The organism is Agromyces sp. NPDC004153 (assembly GCF_053603635.1).
Map to the genome: position 1 here is coordinate 1,886,958 of NZ_JBSGFY010000001.1, position 17,145 is coordinate 1,904,102.

The window sequence follows — 17,145 nt, forward strand, 5'->3', positions numbered from 1 at the left end:
CGCCATTCCGCGCGGTTCGCAACTCCGAGTTGGGGGATGCCAGTGGTGGAAGGTCCGTTCACCGTGCTCACGATCTGCACCGGGAACGTGAACCGTTCCGCGCTCGCGGCCGCATTGCTCGACCGATGGGCGAGCTGGTACCTGCCGTCGGACCTCGCGGATCATGTGCGGATCGCCAGCGCCGGGCTCGGCGCGCCGGCAGGGGCGCGCATGGGACGCCGAACGAGCGCCATCTCCGAGGCGCTCGGGGCCGACGGATCCGCGCACCGCGCGCAGCAGGTCACGGAGGAGCTGCTGCGCGGCGCCGACCTCGTGCTCGTGGCATCGTCTCAGCAGCGGGTGCAGGTGCTGCAGCTGGTTCCCGGCGCGCTGCGCACCACCTTCTCGATCCGCGAGGCCGGCCGCATCGCCGCGGAGCTCGCCCCATGGTCGACACCCGATGGTGTCGACGACCTGCGGCAGGCCGTGGCCGCGATGGCTGACAACCGCACGGCCGCCGCCGGTGCCGAGGCTGACGACATCATCGACCCGCAGGGCAAGGACGACGAGGCGTTCCTCACGATGGCCCGGCAGGAGGTGCCGGCGCTCGCAACGCTCGCCACCGCGCTCTTCGCGATGCCACCGGCCGAGGCGGCCGCCTATGCCGAGGCGGTCGAGGACCCGTCGCTGCTCGAGGGTCGCTCGCGCTCCCACGGCGCCGCGGGCCGGCACGGGGCATGAGCTCGCGAGGCGAGGGCGCGGGCACGGATGCCGCGTCGCCGCGTCACCCTCGGGTACTGCACCTCGAACACACCGGCGTTCGCGGTGGCGCCGAATACGCCCTCCTCCGGATGCTGCACGCCGGCGTTCCGTGGGCGCCGCTCGTCATGCTCGCACCGACCGGCGAGGCCGATCTCGGCGTCTGGGAGGCGCTGCCCTCCGACGTTCCCCAGCGGATCGTCGGCGTGCGCCAACCCGCCGGCGTGAGCACCGGCAGCGGGCGGCTGCAGCTCGCGGCGACAGCTCGGCTCGTGCTCCAGGCGATCGCCACGCGAGTCCACCCGGCGTTCCGCACCGCCGACATCGTCGACGCCAACACCGCCCGGGCTGCGGCGTACGGCGCGCTCGCCGCGCGCACCTCGCGTCAGCCGTTCGTCGTGCACATCAGGGACATGATCGACGCGGAGGCGCTCGGCCGCGCCGGGCACCTCCTCATGACGCGCCTGATCCTCCCGCGTGCCGACGGGGTGATCGCCGATACGGATCCCCCGCTCGATTCCGCCAGACCGTACCTCGCGCCCGACGCGATCGCGAGGGTCATCCCCAGCGCGTCCGGGCTCAGCAGGCGTCGGACGGCACGGCCGGCGGGTACCGACCGGACCCTCCGTATCGGCATGCTCGCCCGCATCGACCCGTGGAAGGGCCAGCGGCTGCTGCTCGACGCGTTCGCCGCCGCGTTGGGACGCACCGACGCGCGGCTCGAGTTCGCCGGTGATGCGCCATTCGGGCACGAGGGCTTCCTCGCCGAGCTGCGTGCGCGCGCCGATGAGCTCGGCATCGCCGACCGGGTGGCCTTCCTCGGGCATGTCGACGATGTCGACGCGCGGCTCGCGCAATGGGACATCGCCGTCCAGGCGTCGACGCGCGCTGAGCCGCTGGGCCAGAACGTGCTGCAGTACCTCGCTGCGGGTTGCGCGACCGTCGTGGCCGACGAGGGAGGGCCGGCGGAGTGGGTGGCCGACGGCGTGAACGGACTGCGAGTGCCGCCACGCGACATCCGTTCACTCGCCGACGCGCTCGAGCGCCTGGGATCGGATGCCGCGCTCCGAGAACGGCTCGGTGCCGCAGCCGCGGCGACCCCCGGCCTGCTCGACGACGCCGAGGTGGTCGCAGAGCATGCGACGTTCTACGCGGACGTGCTGGACGCGGTCGCACGCCGACGAGGCGCCGCCGGCCGTGACTCAGGCGCCGTCGTCCAGTAGCCCTCCGGGATCCCAGCTGCGCCACCGCATCGGATCGGGGACCACGACGCGCTCGGCAGGAGCGGACGTCGTCGCCAGGTCACCGATCTCACCACGGACGTAGGCCGACCATCGTGCTGCCCGCTCACCGTCGGTGAGCGTCGTCCACTCATGCCAGTGGGTCCCGATCGAGTCATCCATGCCCGCTCTCCGAAGGGCGGCGACGCCGTCGCGTGCCTTGCTGGAGTACTGCTCGAGCGAGCGGCATGAGAAGTGCAGCAGGTCCACTGCCCGTTGCGGTCGCGGGCCACGATTCCGGAGATCGTGGTTGCCTTCGCCCACCCAGACCCAGCGTCGGGCGCGGAATGCGATCTTCATCCACGCCGTCGGTCGGCGGTCGACTTGGACGGGCCGGCCTGACGCCAGGTCGAGTCGGCCGTCCTCGGGGAGCGGGTAGGCGTTCCAGAGGTGCGCCCACACCCGGTCGACACCATGCAGGCGTGCGAGCCGACCGGCGAGCGTCGCGTCGGGGGCGTACCAGAACTCGTCCGCGTCGAACGGCACCACCCAGTCGGCTCCGGCCCGCCAGGCGAGGTGCGCGAGGTACGAGGTCTTCATGCCCTGGAAGAAGCCCGGCTCGGCGTCGACGCCGACGTGCACGCGCGCGTCTTCGGCGGCGAGGCCCGCGAGCAGGGCGCCGGTGCGGTCGGTCGACCCGTTGTCGACCACGATGACGCCGTCGACCCCCTGATCGAGCATGTGCCGCGTGGACTGGACGATGATGTCCTCCTCGTTCTTCGCGAGGCAGACGGCCCACACCGACCCGGCGCGCCGCCGTCGCCGGGGCAGGCCGTCGACCACGATGCGGCGGTTGATGCGACGCTGCAGGCGACCATGCCGTTCCGCCTGGAGGAGCACACTGCGCTTCACCTCGCGGAGGGCCTGGCCGGCGGGGGCCGGCAATGCGCCCATGATCGCGCGCTTCAGGCGCCCGCTCACCAACTGACGATCCGATCGCCGTCGAACGAGGGGTCGGCCAGGAGTCGGTCGCGCGTCTCGGGCGAGACCACGATCACGGCTTCCGGCTGTGCCGCCTGTACCCGATGGAGGGCTGCTTCGGGATTCCGCGGGCGTTCGGCACGAGGCAGGTCGTCGCCCCACAGGTCGTTGATGACCCGGTCGGACGAGTCGGACCATCGGCCGGTGAATGCGAAGAGCCACTGGTTCGACAACCGCGGTGCGGTGGAGCCGTCGAGCCGAGCGGGCACCCAGAAATACGGCCCGTCTCGGGTCACCGCGTCTGCAGCCCGGAGGATCTGATCGGCGCCGGCGTCGGTCCGGGCATCGGCCTCGGTGGTCCGGTCCGGTGATCCGAGAATGCGGAGCCAGGCTGCGCGGGCATCCAGCCCAGGGGGTCGTCGAAGGCTGAGCGCCTCGGATGTCGCATTGACCACGCCGGATGAGGTGGCGAGCAGTGCGGCGAAGGCGACGCCCGCAGCGCCGAGCACCACCCGTCGTCGAGAACCCGCGCGCACCGAGGGAATGAGCACGCCGATCAGCGTCGCCACGAGCACCACGGACGTCAGCTGGACGCCGGCGCCGAGCTTGTAGAAGTAGTACCCCAGGCCATCGGTCTGGGTGAGCTGGAGCACCGCCACCCAGACGAGCAGCAGCAGGCCCGTCATCGGGGCGAGCCCCTCGGCCGAAGCCCTCACGAGGAGCCCCCGCTGGTTTCCGGCGCCCCGGGCGAACGCCGCCATGGCCACGCTCGCGATGATCGCGACGAGCGGCGGGAGCAGGATCTCGCTGAGCGAGCCCCCGATGAAGCCACCGTCGATCAGGAGCTTCGCATCGACCGCCGCGGCGTCGTCGCTTCCCGTCAGGGTCGACCATGCGGCGGCCCCGCCGACCACTGTCCCCCCGACGACGAGACCGAGGCCGGTCCAGCCCGCGGTCGAGGCGGGCCACCGGTGTCGGCGAAGCGGGAGGAGCGCCGGCACCAGGCCCGCGAACGCAACGACGAGCAGCAGGGCCCAGTTGTGGGCGACGCCGACGAGGATCCCGGAGAGCGCGAGCAGCGGCGCCACCGGCCCGATCCGGCTCATCGGGATGACGACCAGGGGAACGCATGCCAGCAACGCAGTCGCGAGCAGGAAGTTGGGGAATCCGAAGTGGATGAGGCTCCCGCCTCCGGGGCCCCAGGTCAGTGCCAGCGTCACGAGGGCGACGAGCGGTGCGGCCAGGAGCGGGCGCCGGCGGAGCTGCGGAAGGGACACGAGTCCCGCGGCGACCACCGTCACCGAAGCGATGGCTACGAGCGCCGTGGCGTGGACGAACCCGACGATCTCTGCGTCAGGAGCGGCGATCGCCGGACCCACTGTCGCCTCCATGACGGATGCCGCGGCCGCATGGAACCCCTTCGGGTATTCCGAGTACGCCCACGTGCCATAGGGTCCGGGCGACGCCAGTTCCACCAACGACCCGGTGCGCCGGATCATCTCGGTCATGTTGAAGTGCGCGGCGTAGTCCCAACCCAATCGGAGCACACGCAACGCCTGCTCGCCGTTCACGACGGTCAGCAGCGGCGCGATCGTCCAGGCAGTGAATGCGGCGGCCGCGGTGACCAGTGCGTCGGTGAGCCGGAACCGCGGAACGAGGGTGCGGAGACCGCCAGGTCGCGCGACCGACACGGCCACGAGCACCGCGAGGGTCGCGGCCACCACGAGACCGAGCCGCGTCACTCCCGAGACCGGGAGTGGCAGCCACCACAGGAGCGTCACCCAACCGAGCGCGATGCAGCCGACGTAGAAGACGCGGCGGCCGAACTCTCGTGATGAGGGGACCGCGAGCGAGGCGAGGACGCCCAGCGTGATCAGCGGCCACCCCGACAGCACACCCGCGACCTGCGCGGCGACGGCGATCGAGAACACGAGGACGCCCAGTACGACACCGAGTGCCGGCGCACCCGGGTGACGGCGGGGTTCGGCGTCTGGTGACTCACCTCCGCCGGTCATGTCCACAGCCTACGGGGAAGCGTCGTCCGTGGGTTCCGGCTGCGTTGCACTCCGAACGGCGCTTCGGGTGGCCGCTCACACCCGCTACGCGTCGCCCTGCGGCGGCAGCGCCGCGACCAGCGGGTGGTCGAAGTCGAGCGCCCCGACCTTCGCGGCGCCACCGGGCGAGCCGAGCGCCTGGCCCGAGGACGTCACGACGTCGAAGAACTCGACGTTCGCCGTGTAGTAGTCCGACCACTCGTCGGGGAGGTCGTCCTCGTAGTAGATCGCCTCGACGGGGCACACGGGCTCGCAGGCGCCGCAGTCGACGCACTCGTCGGGGTGGATGTAGAGCGAGCGTTCACCCTCGTAGATGCAGTCGACGGGGCATTCGTCGATGCAGGCCCGGTCCTTGACGTCGACGCAGGGCAGCGCGATGACGTACGTCACGAGGCGACCAGCGCGCCGGCGCGGGAGATCTCCACCTGCTCGTCACGGGGCACGACCTTCACGCGCTCGCGCTCGACGCCCTCGAAGGCCTCTCCGAGGCCGCGCTCGTGCGCGTCCAGCTCGAGCCAGCCGGCCCAGGTCGTGTAGCGGATGCCGCGGGCCTCGAGCAGCTCGAGCACCTCGTCGCCCCCGGCGGCCTCGACGAGCGTCGCGGGGAGCGCGCCCGCCGCGGCATCCGCGAGCAGGTTCGTGATCGTCTCGAGCGCGTCGCCCTTCGTGTGCCCGATGAGGCCGACGGGGCCGCGCTTGATCCAGCCCGTGGCGTAGACGCCCGGGACGTGCGACCCCTCGGCATCCGTCACCCGGCCGCCGTCGTTCGGGATCACGGCGCTGCGCTCGTCGAACGGGACGCCCGGGAGCGGCGAGCTCGCGTAGCCGACCGCGCGGTAGACGGCCTGCACGGGCACGTCGACGAACTCGCCCGTGCCCTCGACGCTGCCGTCGCCGACGGGGCGCGTGCGCTCGAACCGGACGCCCTCGACGCGCCCGTCGCCGAGCACCTCGACCGGGTTGTAGAGGAAGTGCAGGTGCAGGCGACGCGACGCGGTGCGCACGGTCTCGGCCGAGGGACGCCACCCGTTCAGCGTGCGCGTCATGACCTTCACCTGGTTGTTCGACGCGTGCAGCTGCTCGGCGTGCGGGTCGCCGGCGGCGCGCTCGAAGTCGTCGTCGTAGACGATCACGTCGACGTCGGGCACCTCGCCGAGCTCGCGCAGCTCGATCGGCGTGAACTTCACGTGGCCGGGGCCACGGCGGCCGAACACGTGCACGTCGGTCACCGGCGACGCCTCGAGGCCGGCCACGACGTTCGCGGGCACGTCGGTCGTGAGCAGGTCCTTCGGGTGCTTCGCGAGCACGCGGGCGACGTCGAGCGCGACGTTGCCGTTGCCGATCACCGCGATCTGCTCCGCCTCGAGCGGCCACTCGCGCGGCACGTCGGGGTGCCCGTCGTACCAGGCCACGAGGTCGGCCGCGCCGTAGGAGCCGGGCAGGTCGATGCCGGGAATGTCGAGGGGGGCGTCCTTCAGCGCGCCGGTCGCGAAGACGACGGCGTCGTAGCGCTCGCGCAGCTCTTCGACCGACACGTCGCGGCCGACCTCGACGTTGCCGATCAGCCGGATCGTGCCCGCGTCGAGCATCTCGTGCAGCGAGTTCACGATGCCCTTGATGCGCGGGTGGTCGGGCGCGACACCGTAGCGGATCAGGCCGTAGGGCGCGGGCAGCGACTCGAACAGGTCGATGGCGACCTCGCCGCCCGCCTCCGTGGCCTGCCGGTGGAGGATGTTGCCGGCGTAGATGCCGGCGGGGCCGGCTCCGACGATCGCGACGCGAAGGGAGAGGGTCATCGGTTGGTGGCCTTTCGGTACGTTTCGCCGGCTGAGCCGGTCGAAGCCGGGTTCGGTCGGCTGGTTTCGACGAGCTCGACCAGCGGTTGGGGAGCATAGGGGCTGAGGGTCACGACGTCGCCGACCACGACGACGGCGGGCGAGCGGATGCCGCGACGCGCGGCCTGCAGCGCGATCGTGTCGAGCGTGCCGATCGTGACCCGCTGGCGCGGTCCGTAGCCGTCCTCGATGATCGCGACGGGGCAGTCGCCGCCGCGCTCGCCGCGGGCGAGCGTGATCGCGGAGTTCGCGAGCGTGCCGATGCCCATGAGCAGCACGACGGTGTGGTCGCGGCCGCCGCCGAGGGCCCGGATCTGGTCGTGGCCGGTGACGACGGTGAACGTCGTCGCGAGGCCGCGGTGGGTGAGCGGGATGCCGGCGATCGCCGGGACCGAGATCGCGCTCGTGATGCCGGGCACGACCTCGACGTCGATCCCGCGGTCGCGGCAGTGGGCGAGCTCCTCGCCGCCGCGTCCGAAGATGAACGGGTCGCCGCCCTTGAGCCGTACGACCTGCTTCCCGTCGCGTGCGAGCGTCACGAGCAGCTCGTTGATGACGTCCTGCGGCACGGCGTGGTGGCCGGGGAGCTTGCCGACGTCGACGACCTCGGCGTGCAACTCCACGCCCTCGTCGGCGAGTCCGTCGAGCACCCCGCGGGCGCCGAGCCGGTCGGCCACGATCACGTCGGCGGCCTCGAGCGCACGCAGTCCGCGGATGGTCAGGAGGCCCGCGTCGCCAGGACCGGCGCCGACGAGGACGACGCGGCCGACCCCGCTCATCGGTCCCGCTCCACGAGCAGGCCGCGGCGGCGCAGCATCCGTCGCTCGAGCGGGGCGAAGGCAACGAGCTCGATCAGGATGCCGATCGCGAGGATCACGAGGATCGTGGCGAGCACGCCCGCGAGGTCGGCGAGCTCGCGCGTCTGCTGGAGCATCGAGCCGAGGCCGAAGCCGATCGTGCCGCCCATCGCGATGATCTCCGCGGCCATGAGCGAGCGCCACGAGAACGCCCAGCCCTGCTTGAGGCCTGCGACGTAGCCGGGCAGCGCGGCGGGCAGCACGACGAGCGTCGCGAGCTCCCAACGGCGGGCGCCGAGCACCGTGCCGACCCGGCGCAGCTGCGGCGGCACCTGGTCGACGCCGGCGATGAGGCCGTTCACGATCGACGGGATCGCGCCCATGAGGATGACGAAGTACACCGTGGCATCCGACAGCCCGAACCAGATGATGGCGGCCGGCACCCAGGCGACCGACGGGAGCACCTGCAGGCCCGAGATGATCGGTCCGACGGCCCGCCGCAGCGGGCGGATCTCGGCGAGCAGCAGGCCCAGCGGCGTGCCCACCGCGATCGCGATGAGGAACCCGAGGATGCCGCGCTCGAGGCTGGTGGTGATCGCGAGCTGGAGGCGACCCGCCTCCCAGGCCGCCGAGATGGCGTTCACGACGTCGGCCGGTGCGGGCACGATGTCGGGCCGCGGCTGCGCGATCACGATGTAGAGCTGCCAGACGGCGATGAGCACGACCACGAACAGGATGGGCGGCAGCACGCTGGTCGTGAACCGGCGCCATGCGCTCGCGCGACGCTCAGGGGTGGTCTGCAGTCGGTCGAGGCCGGCCTCGAGGCTGCGGAGGTCGTCGTGCCCCGACGGTGGTCGAGTCGGCAGCGAAGCAGCCGCATCGAAACCGGACGCCTGGGTCTCGATACGCGTCGACTCCGTCGTCGCTCCTCGACGACCGGTGTCCTCGGTGAGCAGGTCTTCACGCGGCATTTCGGCGGATCTCCTTCCGCAGCTGGTCGGTGATCTCGATGGAGAGGGCCGCGACCTCGGGCGACTCGATGCGCCGCCCGGCGGTCTCGGCGATGCGCCACTCGCCCGCGACCCGGCCGGGGCGGCTCGACAGGAGCACGACCCGCTGCCCGAGCCGGGCCGCTTCGCGGACGTTGTGGGTGACGAAGACGATGGTGCGGCCGGTCTGGCGCCACACCCGCTCGAGCTCCTCGTGCAGGAGGTCGCGCGTGATGGCGTCGAGGGCGGCGAAGGGCTCGTCCATGAGCAGGACGGGCCGGTCCTGCGCGAGGGCTCGCGCGAGGGCGACGCGCTGGCGCATGCCGCCCGAGAGCTCGTGCGGGCGCTTCTCCGCGGCATCCGCGAGGTTGACGACGTCGAGCAGCTCGAGCGCCTCGCCCCGACGAGCGGATCGCGGGACGCCCCGCAGGCGCAGCGCCAGCTCGACGTTCGCGCGCGCGGTGAGCCACGGCATGAGCGCGGACTCCTGGAACATGACCGCGGAACCCTCGGCGGGCGTGTCGATCGAGCCCGTGGTGGGCTGGTCGAGTCCCGCGATGAGGTTCAGCAGCGTCGACTTGCCGCAGCCGGATGCCCCGAGCAGGCAGACGAACTCACCCGCCGTGATCGAGAGGTTCACGTCGTCGAGCACGAGCGGCCCGGCGCCGAAGCGCTTGCCGAGGTGCTCGATGCGGATGGCCGTCTGCCCGCTCATGGGTCGACTCCCTACTCCTCGCCGAGGTCGCCCGCGGAGACCGGCTCCTCGCCGGCCGCCTCGAGCTGTCCGTTCAGCAGTCGCAGGTCGAACAGGCCCTCGATCGAGCCGGCCTTCTGCGTGCCGGCCTCGAGGCCGTTCTCGACGAGCGTCGTGAACGTCTCGGCGTGCGGGTCGGCCGAGAACGTGACGTGCTCGAGCGACCGCGTGATGACCTCGTCGGCGAGCGGCTTGCCCGTCTCGGCCTCGAGGGCGGCGTTGATGACCGTCGGCGCCTCGTCGGCGTGCTCGTCGAGCCACGCCAGCGACGCGAGGTGGCCCTCGAGCAGCGCCTCGACCGTCTGCGGGTGCTCCGCGAGGAAGGTCGCGTTCACGAGCAGCACGGTCGTCGGGAAGTTCCCGTCCTCCCAGAGGTCGGCCTCGTCGACGAGCACCTTCGCGCCGGCGTCGACGATGAGCCGCGAGACCCACGGCTCGGGGAGCCACGCGCCGTCGAGCTGGCCCTGCTGGAACAGGGTCAGCGTTTGGGCGTTCTCGGTCGGCGTGATGTGCACGTCGCCGCCGCCCGAGGTGTCGGTCGTGAAGCCCTCGTCGGCGAGCCAGCTGCGCAGCGCCACGTCCTGCGTGTTGCCGAGCTGCGGGGTCGCGAGCGTGGTGCCCTCGAGGTCCTCGGGCGAGTCGATGTCGTCGCGCACGACGAGCGCGGCCCCTCCGGTCGCAGCACCGGCGACGATGCGCGCCGACTCGCCGGCCGACTGGATGAACGTGTTGATCGACGGGTTCGGGCCGATGTAGGTCGCGTCGATGGCGCCCGCGGTGAGCGCCTCGATCGCCGCCGGGCCGGCGTTGAACACCTGCGTCGACAGCGTCGTGTCGCCGAGCGCCTCCTCGAAGAGGCCCTCCTGCAAGCCGACGAGCGCGGGGGCGTGCGTGACATTGGCGAAGTAGCCGAGGCGCAGCTCCTCGGCCGGCGTGCCGCCGTCGGATGCCGCGGCGGTCTCGCCGGCGGCCGACTGCGCGCTGCAGCCGGTCAGCACGGCCGAGGCGACGATCGCGCCGGCCATCATCATGCCGCCCACCAGGCCGAGGCGGGTGCGGACGCGGGACGTGGCGTTCATGCTGCTGCTCCTTCTGGATCGGTGGTGCGGATGGGGGTGTCCGTCGCGGGTGGGACGGGCGGGGTGACGATCGCGGCCGCGAGGGTCGCGCCGTCTTGCGGGTGGATCACGAGGAACGCACCCGCACGTCGGTGGTCGGCGTACGGTTCGACCGGGAGCTCGGCGGCGAGCTTCAGGGCGACCTGTCCGATGTCGTTGGCCTCGAGCCGGTCCGCGGGCTCGAGGGCGAGCGTGCCGAGGTCGCGGCGGCCCTGCACGGCCGTCACGAGCGCTTGCACGGTCGAGGTGCCGGTCTTCACGAGCACGCGCGAGCCCGGCACGAGCGGCCGGGGGTCGAGCTGGAACACCGAGGCGTCGAGCTCGCGGCGCGGCTCGGGCAGCGATCCGGATGCCGCGATGACGGCGCCGCGCGCCGCGTCGATCTCGTCGGCGAGCCGCAGCGACACCGACTGCGGCGCCGACGCGGACTCGAGCTCGACCGGACCGGCGTCGATGCCGACGACCGTCGTCGTGGCGCCGCCGGGGAACACCTGCACGGCGTCGCCGACGCGCACGGTGCCCGACGCGATGCGTCCGGCGAACGCGCGGTAGTCGCGGAACGCCTCGGGGTCGGCGACGTCGGGCGCCAACGCGCCCTGCGGCCGCACGACGAGCTGCACCGGCATCCGCAGCGCCTCAAGCTCGGTCTCGAGCTCGTCGAGCGACGGCAGCGCCTCGAGGAGCTCGAGCAGCGCAGGCCCCGAGTACCAGGGCGTGTTCGCCGACCGGTCGACGATGTTGTCGCCGGCGAGCGCCGAGACCGGGATGACGTGCGCGTCGGGCAGTCCGAGCTCGCGAGCGAGCGCCGTGACCTCGTCGGCGACGCGCGTGAACGCGGCCTCGGAGTAGTCGAGCAGGTCGATCTTGTTCACTGCGACGATGACGTGCGGCACGCGCAGCAGCTGCACGACGGCGAGGTGGCGGCGGGTCTGCTCGAGCACGCCCTTGCGCGCGTCGACGAGCACGACGACGGCATCTGCGGTGGTGGCTCCGGTGACCATGTTGCGCGTGTACTGCACGTGGCCAGGGCAGTCGGCGAGGATGAACGACCGGCGGCCGGTGGCGAAGTAGCGGTAGGCGACGTCGATCGTGATGCCCTGCTCACGCTCGGCGCGAAGGCCGTCGGTGAGCAGCGCGAAGTCGATCGCGCCGGGCTCGCCGCCGAAGCCGCGCTCGGCGGACGTGCGGGCGACCGACTCGAGCTGGTCGGCGAGGATCGCCTTGGAGTCGTGCAGCAGCCGCCCGACGAGGGTCGACTTGCCGTCGTCGACCGAGCCGGCCGTCGCGAAGCGGAAGAGCGCGTCGCCCATCAGAAGTACCCGTCCTTCTTGCGGTCCTCCATGGCGGCCTCCGAGATCCGGTCGTCGGCGCGGGTCGCCCCGCGTTCGGTGAGGGTCGAGGTGGCCACCTCGCGCACCACGTCGGCGACGGATGCCGCGTCGGACTCGACCGCGCCGGTGCAGCTCATGTCGCCCACCGTGCGGTAGCGCACGATGCGACGCTCGATCGCCTCGCCCTCGCGAGCCGGCGACACGTCGGACACCGCGCGCCACATGCCGTCGCGGCGGTACACCTCGCGCTCGTGCGCGTAGTACAGCGGCGGGAGCTCGATGCCCTCGCGCTCGATGTAGCGCCACACGTCCAGCTCGGTCCAGTTCGAGATCGGGAACGCGCGCACGTGCTGGCCGACGGTGTGGCGGCCGTTGTAGAGGTCCCAGAGCTCTGGACGCTGGTTGCGCGGGTCCCACTGGCCGAACTCGTCCCGCAGGCTCAGGATGCGCTCCTTGGCGCGGGCCTTGTCCTCGTCGCGGCGTGCGCCGCCGAAGACGGCGTCGTGGCGGCCGGCGGCGATCGCGTCGAGCAACGGCTGGGTCTGCAGCGGGTTGCGCGTGCCGTCGGCGCGCTCCTGGAGGCGGCCGTCGTCGAGGTAGTCCTGCACGGCGGCGACCTCGAGCCGGAGCCCGAGCCGCGCGACGGTGCGATCGCGGAAGTCGATGACCTCGGGGAAGTTGTGGCCCGTGTCGACGTGCAGCACCGGGAACGGCACCTTCGCCGGCCAGAACGCCTTCGCCGCGAGGTGCAGCACGACCACGGAGTCCTTGCCGCCCGAGAACAGCAGCACGGGGCGCTCGAACTCGGCGACGACCTCGCGGATGATGTGGATCGACTCGGACTCGAGCGCGTCGAGGGTGGAGAGGGAGCGCTCCGCTCGTCGAGTAGCGCCCGGCGCAGCCGGACGCGTATCGAGACGCGGCGAGTCGGTCTCGATACGCGTCCGCTCCGCGGTCGCTACTCGACCACCGGGGTTCAGGATCTCGCTCATAGGTGCAACCCGCATTCGGTCTTGGCGAGGCCGGCCCAGCGGCCCGACCTCGGATCCTCGCCCGCGGCGACGGGCTTCGTGCACGGCTCGCAGCCGATCGAGGGGTAGCCGTGCGACATGAGCAGGTTCACGGGCACCTGGTGCGCACCGGCGTAGTCGAGCAGCTCGTCGAAGGTCCACGCGGCGAGCGGGTTGACCTTCACGAGCCCGTTCCGCTCGTCCCACGTGACGAGTGGGGTGTTCGTGCGCGTCGGGGCCTCCTCGCGGCGCACGCCCGTGAACCACACCTCGTAGCCGCCGAGCGCCTGCTGCAGGGGCGCGACCTTGCGGCGCGCGCAGCAGAGGCCCGGGTCGCGGGCGAAGAGCTCGGCGCCGAACTCGGCGTCCTGCTGCGCGACGGTCTGCTCGGGCAGCACGTCGACGATCCGAACGTCGAGCGCCCGGGCGACCTCGTCGCGCGTCACGTACGTCTCGGTGAAGTGGTACCCCGTGTCGAGGAACAGCACATCGACGCCGGGCAGCTGCTCGGCGATCACGTGCGGCAGCACGGCGTCGGCCATCGAGCAGGCGACCGCCGCGGCATCCGTGGCGAAGTGCTCAGCGACCCACGTGACGACCTCGGCGGCGGATGCCTCGTGGTCGGTGAGGCTGCCGAGCTCGACGTTGCCCGCCTCGGCGAGCGCGCGCAGCTCGTCGCGCGAGCGCAGCGTCGCGGCGCGAGGGGCGAGGGAAACGCTCATCGCAGGGCCTCCTCGTCGGCGCGGTGCGCCCACTGGGCGAACGTCTCGTCGGCTGCGGCGTCGCGCTCCTCGAGGAAGCGGGTGACCACGCGCGAGACGTAGTCGGCGATCCCGTCGGCCGTGACCTTCAGGCCGCGCACGGTGCGGCCGAGGCCGGCCTCGTCGCGGTCGAGCGAGGCGAGCCCGCCGCCGAGGTGCACCTGGTAGCCGGGGACCTGCTCGCCCGAGTCGTCCATGATGAGCTGGCCCTTGAGGCCGATGTCGGCGGTCTGGATGCGGGCGCACGAGTTGGGGCAGCCGTTGACGTGCAGGCTGATCGGGTGCGGCAGGTCGAAGCCCGCGAGGCGCTCCTCGAGCTCGAGCACGGCGGCGGTCGCGTACGCCTTGGTCTCGACGATGGCGAGCTTGCAGAACTCGATGCCCGTGCACGCGATCGTGCCGCGGCGGATGAGGCTGGGGCGCGCCGAGAGGCCGAGCTCGTCGAGGCCTGCGATGAGCGACTCGACCCGGTCCTCGGGGATGTCGAGGATGACGACCTTCTGGTGCGGCGTGGTGCGCAGCCGGGTCGACCCGTGCGCCTCGACGAGGTCGGCGAGCCTGGTCAGGATCGGGCCGGAGACGCGTCCGACGATCGGGGTCGCACCGACGTAGAACCGGCCGTCCTTCTGGCGGTGCACGCCGACGTGGTCGCCGGGCGTGGTGGGCGTCGGCGCCGCAGGGCCGTCGGGCAGCGGCGCGTCGAGGTACTCGGTCTCGAGCACCTCGCGGAACTTCTCGACGCCCCAGTCGGCCAGTAGGAACTTCAGGCGCGCCTTGTTCCGCAGCCGGCGGTAGCCGTAGTCGCGGAAGATCTGCGCGACGCCGTGCCAGGCGTCCGCGACGCGGTCGGGGGCGACGAAGACGCCGAGGCGCTCGGCCAGGCGCGGCGCCGTGGAGAGGCCGCCGCCGACCCACAGGTCGTAGCCGATGCCGAGCTCCGGGTGCTCGACCGCGACGAACGCCACGTCGTTGATCTCGTGGACGACGTCCTGGCTCGGGTGGCCGGTCAGGGCGGACTTGAACTTGCGCGGAAGGTTCGCGAGCGACTCGTCGCCGATGAAGCGGCTCGTGATCTCGTCGATCTGCGGGGTCGGGTCGATGAGCTCGTCGGCGGCGATGCCGGCGACCGGCGAGCCGAGGACCACACGGGGCACGTCGCCGCACGCCTCGGTCGTGCCGAGGCCGACCGCCTCGAGGCGGCGCCAGATCTCGGGCACGTCCTCGACGCGGATCCAGTGCAGCTGGACGTTCTGGCGGTCGGTGAGGTCGGCGGTGTCGCGCCCGAACTCGGTCGAGATGCCGCCGATGACGCGCAGCTGCTCGGTCGTGAGCTGACCGCCGTCGATGCGGACGCGCAGCATGAAGTACTCGTCCTCGAGCTCGTGCGGCTCGAGCGTTGCGGTGCGGCCGCCGTCGATGCCGGGCTTGCGCTGCGTGTAGAGGCCCCACCAGCGGAAGCGGCCGTGCAGGTCGGTCGGGTCGATCGAGGCGAAGCCGCCGTCGGCGTAGATGCGCTCGATGCGCTCGCGCACGGCGAGACCGCCGTCCTCCTGCTTCCACTGCTCGTTGGCGTTGAGCGGCTCGGTGCCGTCGACCTTCCACTGCCCGTGGGGGCGCGACGCCGGGCGGGCGGGGCGATCGCCTCGGACCGGGCGATCGCCTGCCGGACGCTCGGGCCGGGCCGGGCGCTCGGTACGGGCCGGGCGCGCGGGCGCGGCATCCGTCGTGGGCGGTGTCGTCACGGGCGTCCTCCTCTCGGCCGGCGCGTTCTGCGCGGTGGTGTCCGGTCGAACGTAGGCGAGTCGGCCACCCGCGAACAGGTGCCGTGTCACGCCCGGTCACGGCCCGTCGCATTGCGTCACATGGCGTCGTTGTTCGACACGAGGGGTTGCGCTCGACGCCGAGGCGGTAATGGGACGATCGCCTCCGTTTCGGGCGGGATCGGATGATGCCCTTGACCTGACAGAAAGTACTTGCCAGACTGGAAAGTGACAAGGAGGTCGCCATGAACGAACCGAGCGAGTCCGCTGCCGCGCGGTCGCTCGCCGACGCCGAGCGCATCGAGGCCCTCGTGCAGGCGCGCACGTCGCAGAACGTCGTCGGCTGGCTCGCCGCCGTCGCGGGGGCGAGTGCCTTCTACCTCACCGGAGTCGGCGCGGCCGGCACCGACTGGGTCTGGGTCGCCATGCTCTCGGGCCTCCTCGGCACGGTGATCACGAGCGTGTCCGCGTTGTTCTTCGCGACGGACATCTCGGGCGCTCGGCCGCAGCTGCGGCGATGGTGGCGCGTCGTCCTCGTCTGGCTGGTCGTCCTCGGGGCGGCGCTGGGCATCGGCCTTCCGCTGTTCCCCGGGCAGCTGGGGTACTGGCTGCCCATCGCGGTGGTGAGCGCCGTGCCGCTCATGGTCGGCATCGCGCTCGAGATCCGCGAATGACGACCACCGTGCCTGGCGCGAGCGCCGGCGGCGGCGAGCACCCGCGCCACCGTCTCGAGCAGTCGCTGCTGCACGCCGTTCGCTTCTCGATCATGGCGACGCTCTCGGCGACCGACTCGGCCGAGTTCGCGTTCGTCCGCGACACCGTCGAGGTGAGCGATTCGGTCCTGAGCAAGCAGGTCGCCGTGCTGGAGGTCGCCGGATTCGTGTCCGTGCAGAAGGGGTACGTCGGCAAGCGCCCGCGCACCTGGCTGCGAGTGACGCCGAGCGGGCGCGACGCGTTCGCACGCCATCTCGAGGCCCTGCGGGACATCACCCGCGAAGGTGCCTGACGGGCGTCACCCCGGCTGGGCCTCGCCGAAGGAGGCGGCTGCGGCGAGGTACCGGTCGAGCACGACCTCGACGACCTCCTGCGGCGCCGGCTCGTCGGGCAACAGGAGCGGCTGCGCCGTGACGTCGGCGCCCGCCGCACGGGCGAGGTCGTCGAAGTAGCCGGGGGCGAGCAGGTAGTTCGCGACCACGACGCGACCACCATTACCGGCCGCCGCCCGGGCCGCCGTGACCGCCTCGGGCAGCCGCGGCTCGGCCGCCGAGAGGAACCCGAGGGCGATCTCCCGGCCGGATGCCGCGGCGAGACGGGCGGCCTGGTCGCGGCAGTCCTCGACGGCGCGCCGGTCGCTCGAGCCGGCGACGGCGAGCACGATCCGGTCGTCGTCACGCAGGCCCGCCTCCTCGAGCCGGCGCAGGAGCAGGGTCGCGAGCCGGTCGTCGGGACCCAGCGCTCCGGCGAGCACGACCGCGCGGGTCGTCTCGTCGGCGACGGCCTCGGTGAGGTCCACGTACACGTGGTATCCCGCCGAGAGCAGCAGCGGCACGACCACCGCGGGCTCGCCGGCGTCGAGCGAGGCGAGGGTCGCGGGCACGTCGGGCTGCTCGACGTCGACGTGTCCGAGTCGCACGCTGGGCGGGGCATCCGGATGCCGCTGCGCCACCGCCTGGGCGACGGCGTCGCGCAGGCCGCGCACCGCGCGCTGCCCCTCGGGCGACGAGGTGCCGTGCGAGATGCCCACGAGGGCCGGGGTGCGCTGCGCCATGGAACCATGCTCGCACCTGCTCGCCCGCC

Annotated in this window: 17 protein-coding genes; 4 read left to right on the forward strand and 13 right to left on the reverse strand. The window is 72.4% G+C overall.

The features are described 5' to 3' along the window. The first annotated feature begins 36 nt into the window (after positions 1–36). Together ACWEOH_RS08805 and ACWEOH_RS08810 are read left to right on the forward strand one after the other, a co-directional pair. The gene (locus ACWEOH_RS08805) at positions 37–720 is read left to right on the forward strand and encodes an arsenate reductase/protein-tyrosine-phosphatase family protein (RefSeq protein ID WP_452030088.1); all 684 of its coding nucleotides are present in this window, start codon (positions 37–39) and stop codon (positions 718–720) included. Further along, positions 717–1,961: a glycosyltransferase gene (locus ACWEOH_RS08810; protein ID WP_452030090.1), complete on the forward strand. Its 1,245-nt coding sequence runs from the start codon at positions 717–719 to the stop codon at positions 1,959–1,961. The genes ACWEOH_RS08805 and ACWEOH_RS08810 overlap by 4 nt, the downstream gene beginning before the upstream one ends. Here ACWEOH_RS08810 and ACWEOH_RS08815 read toward each other — a convergent pair. The 12 genes from ACWEOH_RS08815 to ACWEOH_RS08870 form a co-directional block, all read right to left on the reverse strand. Further along, entirely contained in the window at positions 1,941–2,939 is a 999-nt protein-coding gene (locus tag ACWEOH_RS08815) for a glycosyltransferase family 2 protein (RefSeq protein WP_452030092.1), read from the reverse strand. The two genes, ACWEOH_RS08810 and ACWEOH_RS08815, sit on opposite strands and share 21 nt — an antisense overlap. Next, positions 2,936–4,954, reverse strand: coding sequence for a hypothetical protein (locus ACWEOH_RS08820; protein WP_452030093.1), 2,019 nt, complete (start codon positions 4,952–4,954; stop codon positions 2,936–2,938). The genes ACWEOH_RS08815 and ACWEOH_RS08820 overlap by 4 nt, the downstream gene beginning before the upstream one ends. A gap of 84 nt (positions 4,955–5,038) precedes the next feature. Next, positions 5,039–5,383 carry a ferredoxin gene (gene fdxA / locus ACWEOH_RS08825; RefSeq protein ID WP_452030094.1) on the reverse strand — a complete coding sequence of 115 codons (345 nt, stop codon included), beginning with the start codon at positions 5,381–5,383 and terminating at the stop codon, positions 5,039–5,041. Beyond that, on the reverse strand, positions 5,380–6,789 hold the full coding sequence (locus ACWEOH_RS08830) for an FAD-dependent oxidoreductase (protein WP_452030095.1): 1,410 nt from the start codon (positions 6,787–6,789) through the stop codon (positions 5,380–5,382). Before ACWEOH_RS08830 ends, fdxA begins: the two co-directional genes overlap by 4 nt. Beyond that, complete coding sequence (gene cobA, locus ACWEOH_RS08835) at positions 6,786–7,607, reverse strand: uroporphyrinogen-III C-methyltransferase (protein WP_452030096.1); 822 nt, start codon at positions 7,605–7,607, stop codon at positions 6,786–6,788. The genes ACWEOH_RS08830 and cobA overlap by 4 nt, the downstream gene beginning before the upstream one ends. Beyond that, positions 7,604–8,596, reverse strand: a complete 993-nt coding sequence (locus ACWEOH_RS08840) for an ABC transporter permease (RefSeq protein WP_452030098.1) — start codon at positions 8,594–8,596, stop codon at positions 7,604–7,606. Before ACWEOH_RS08840 ends, cobA begins: the two co-directional genes overlap by 4 nt. Further along, positions 8,586–9,329: an ABC transporter ATP-binding protein gene (locus ACWEOH_RS08845; RefSeq protein ID WP_452030100.1), complete on the reverse strand. Its 744-nt coding sequence runs from the start codon at positions 9,327–9,329 to the stop codon at positions 8,586–8,588. Before ACWEOH_RS08845 ends, ACWEOH_RS08840 begins: the two co-directional genes overlap by 11 nt. An 11-nt stretch (positions 9,330–9,340) precedes the next feature. Beyond that, complete coding sequence (locus ACWEOH_RS08850; protein ID WP_452030102.1) at positions 9,341–10,447, reverse strand: ABC transporter substrate-binding protein; 1,107 nt, start codon at positions 10,445–10,447, stop codon at positions 9,341–9,343. After that, complete coding sequence (locus tag ACWEOH_RS08855; protein ID WP_452030104.1) at positions 10,444–11,796, reverse strand: sulfate adenylyltransferase subunit 1; 1,353 nt, start codon at positions 11,794–11,796, stop codon at positions 10,444–10,446. The genes ACWEOH_RS08850 and ACWEOH_RS08855 overlap by 4 nt, the downstream gene beginning before the upstream one ends. Then, positions 11,796–12,809: a sulfate adenylyltransferase subunit CysD gene (gene cysD, locus ACWEOH_RS08860; RefSeq protein WP_452030106.1), complete on the reverse strand. Its 1,014-nt coding sequence runs from the start codon at positions 12,807–12,809 to the stop codon at positions 11,796–11,798. Before cysD ends, ACWEOH_RS08855 begins: the two co-directional genes overlap by 1 nt. Beyond that, complete coding sequence (locus ACWEOH_RS08865; protein WP_452030108.1) at positions 12,806–13,549, reverse strand: phosphoadenylyl-sulfate reductase; 744 nt, start codon at positions 13,547–13,549, stop codon at positions 12,806–12,808. Before ACWEOH_RS08865 ends, cysD begins: the two co-directional genes overlap by 4 nt. Beyond that, on the reverse strand, positions 13,546–15,330 hold the full coding sequence (locus ACWEOH_RS08870; protein ID WP_452030110.1) for a nitrite/sulfite reductase: 1,785 nt from the start codon (positions 15,328–15,330) through the stop codon (positions 13,546–13,548). The genes ACWEOH_RS08865 and ACWEOH_RS08870 overlap by 4 nt, the downstream gene beginning before the upstream one ends. 263 nt (positions 15,331–15,593) lie before the next feature. Here ACWEOH_RS08870 and ACWEOH_RS08875 point away from each other — a divergent pair, with 263 nt between their 5' ends. Then, positions 15,594–16,022: a hypothetical protein gene (locus ACWEOH_RS08875; RefSeq protein WP_452030112.1), complete on the forward strand. Its 429-nt coding sequence runs from the start codon at positions 15,594–15,596 to the stop codon at positions 16,020–16,022. Continuing rightward, positions 16,019–16,354, forward strand: a complete 336-nt coding sequence (locus ACWEOH_RS08880; protein ID WP_452030114.1) for a winged helix-turn-helix domain-containing protein — start codon at positions 16,019–16,021, stop codon at positions 16,352–16,354. Before ACWEOH_RS08875 ends, ACWEOH_RS08880 begins: the two co-directional genes overlap by 4 nt. A 6-nt stretch (positions 16,355–16,360) precedes the next feature. Here the strand turns inward: ACWEOH_RS08880 and ACWEOH_RS08885 are convergent, their stop codons facing one another. Then, positions 16,361–17,116 (reverse strand): sirohydrochlorin chelatase, encoded by a 756-nt coding sequence (locus ACWEOH_RS08885; protein ID WP_452030116.1) that lies wholly within the window; start codon positions 17,114–17,116, stop codon positions 16,361–16,363. Positions 17,117–17,145: the final 29 nt, after the last annotated feature.

What these genes read in the sequence shown, in the direction of transcription:
- ACWEOH_RS08805 (WP_452030088.1), top strand. Translation starts at nt 37, where the DNA reads ATGCCAGTGGTGGAAGGTCCGTTCACCGTGCTCACGATCTGCACCGGG.
- ACWEOH_RS08810 (WP_452030090.1), top strand. Translation starts at nt 717, where the DNA reads ATGAGCTCGCGAGGCGAGGGCGCGGGCACGGATGCCGCGTCGCCGCGT.
- ACWEOH_RS08820 (WP_452030093.1), bottom strand. Translation starts at nt 4,954, where the DNA reads ATGACCGGCGGAGGTGAGTCACCAGACGCCGAACCCCGCCGTCACCCG.
- ACWEOH_RS08830 (WP_452030095.1), bottom strand. Translation starts at nt 6,789, where the DNA reads ATGACCCTCTCCCTTCGCGTCGCGATCGTCGGAGCCGGCCCCGCCGGC.
- cobA (WP_452030096.1), bottom strand. Translation starts at nt 7,607, where the DNA reads ATGAGCGGGGTCGGCCGCGTCGTCCTCGTCGGCGCCGGTCCTGGCGAC.
- ACWEOH_RS08840 (WP_452030098.1), bottom strand. Translation starts at nt 8,596, where the DNA reads ATGCCGCGTGAAGACCTGCTCACCGAGGACACCGGTCGTCGAGGAGCG.
- ACWEOH_RS08845 (WP_452030100.1), bottom strand. Translation starts at nt 9,329, where the DNA reads ATGAGCGGGCAGACGGCCATCCGCATCGAGCACCTCGGCAAGCGCTTC.
- ACWEOH_RS08850 (WP_452030102.1), bottom strand. Translation starts at nt 10,447, where the DNA reads ATGAACGCCACGTCCCGCGTCCGCACCCGCCTCGGCCTGGTGGGCGGC.
- ACWEOH_RS08855 (WP_452030104.1), bottom strand. Translation starts at nt 11,796, where the DNA reads ATGGGCGACGCGCTCTTCCGCTTCGCGACGGCCGGCTCGGTCGACGAC.
- cysD (WP_452030106.1), bottom strand. Translation starts at nt 12,809, where the DNA reads ATGAGCGAGATCCTGAACCCCGGTGGTCGAGTAGCGACCGCGGAGCGG.
- ACWEOH_RS08865 (WP_452030108.1), bottom strand. Translation starts at nt 13,549, where the DNA reads ATGAGCGTTTCCCTCGCCCCTCGCGCCGCGACGCTGCGCTCGCGCGAC.
- ACWEOH_RS08875 (WP_452030112.1), top strand. Translation starts at nt 15,594, where the DNA reads ATGAACGAACCGAGCGAGTCCGCTGCCGCGCGGTCGCTCGCCGACGCC.
- ACWEOH_RS08880 (WP_452030114.1), top strand. Translation starts at nt 16,019, where the DNA reads ATGACGACCACCGTGCCTGGCGCGAGCGCCGGCGGCGGCGAGCACCCG.
- ACWEOH_RS08885 (WP_452030116.1), bottom strand. Translation starts at nt 17,116, where the DNA reads ATGGCGCAGCGCACCCCGGCCCTCGTGGGCATCTCGCACGGCACCTCG.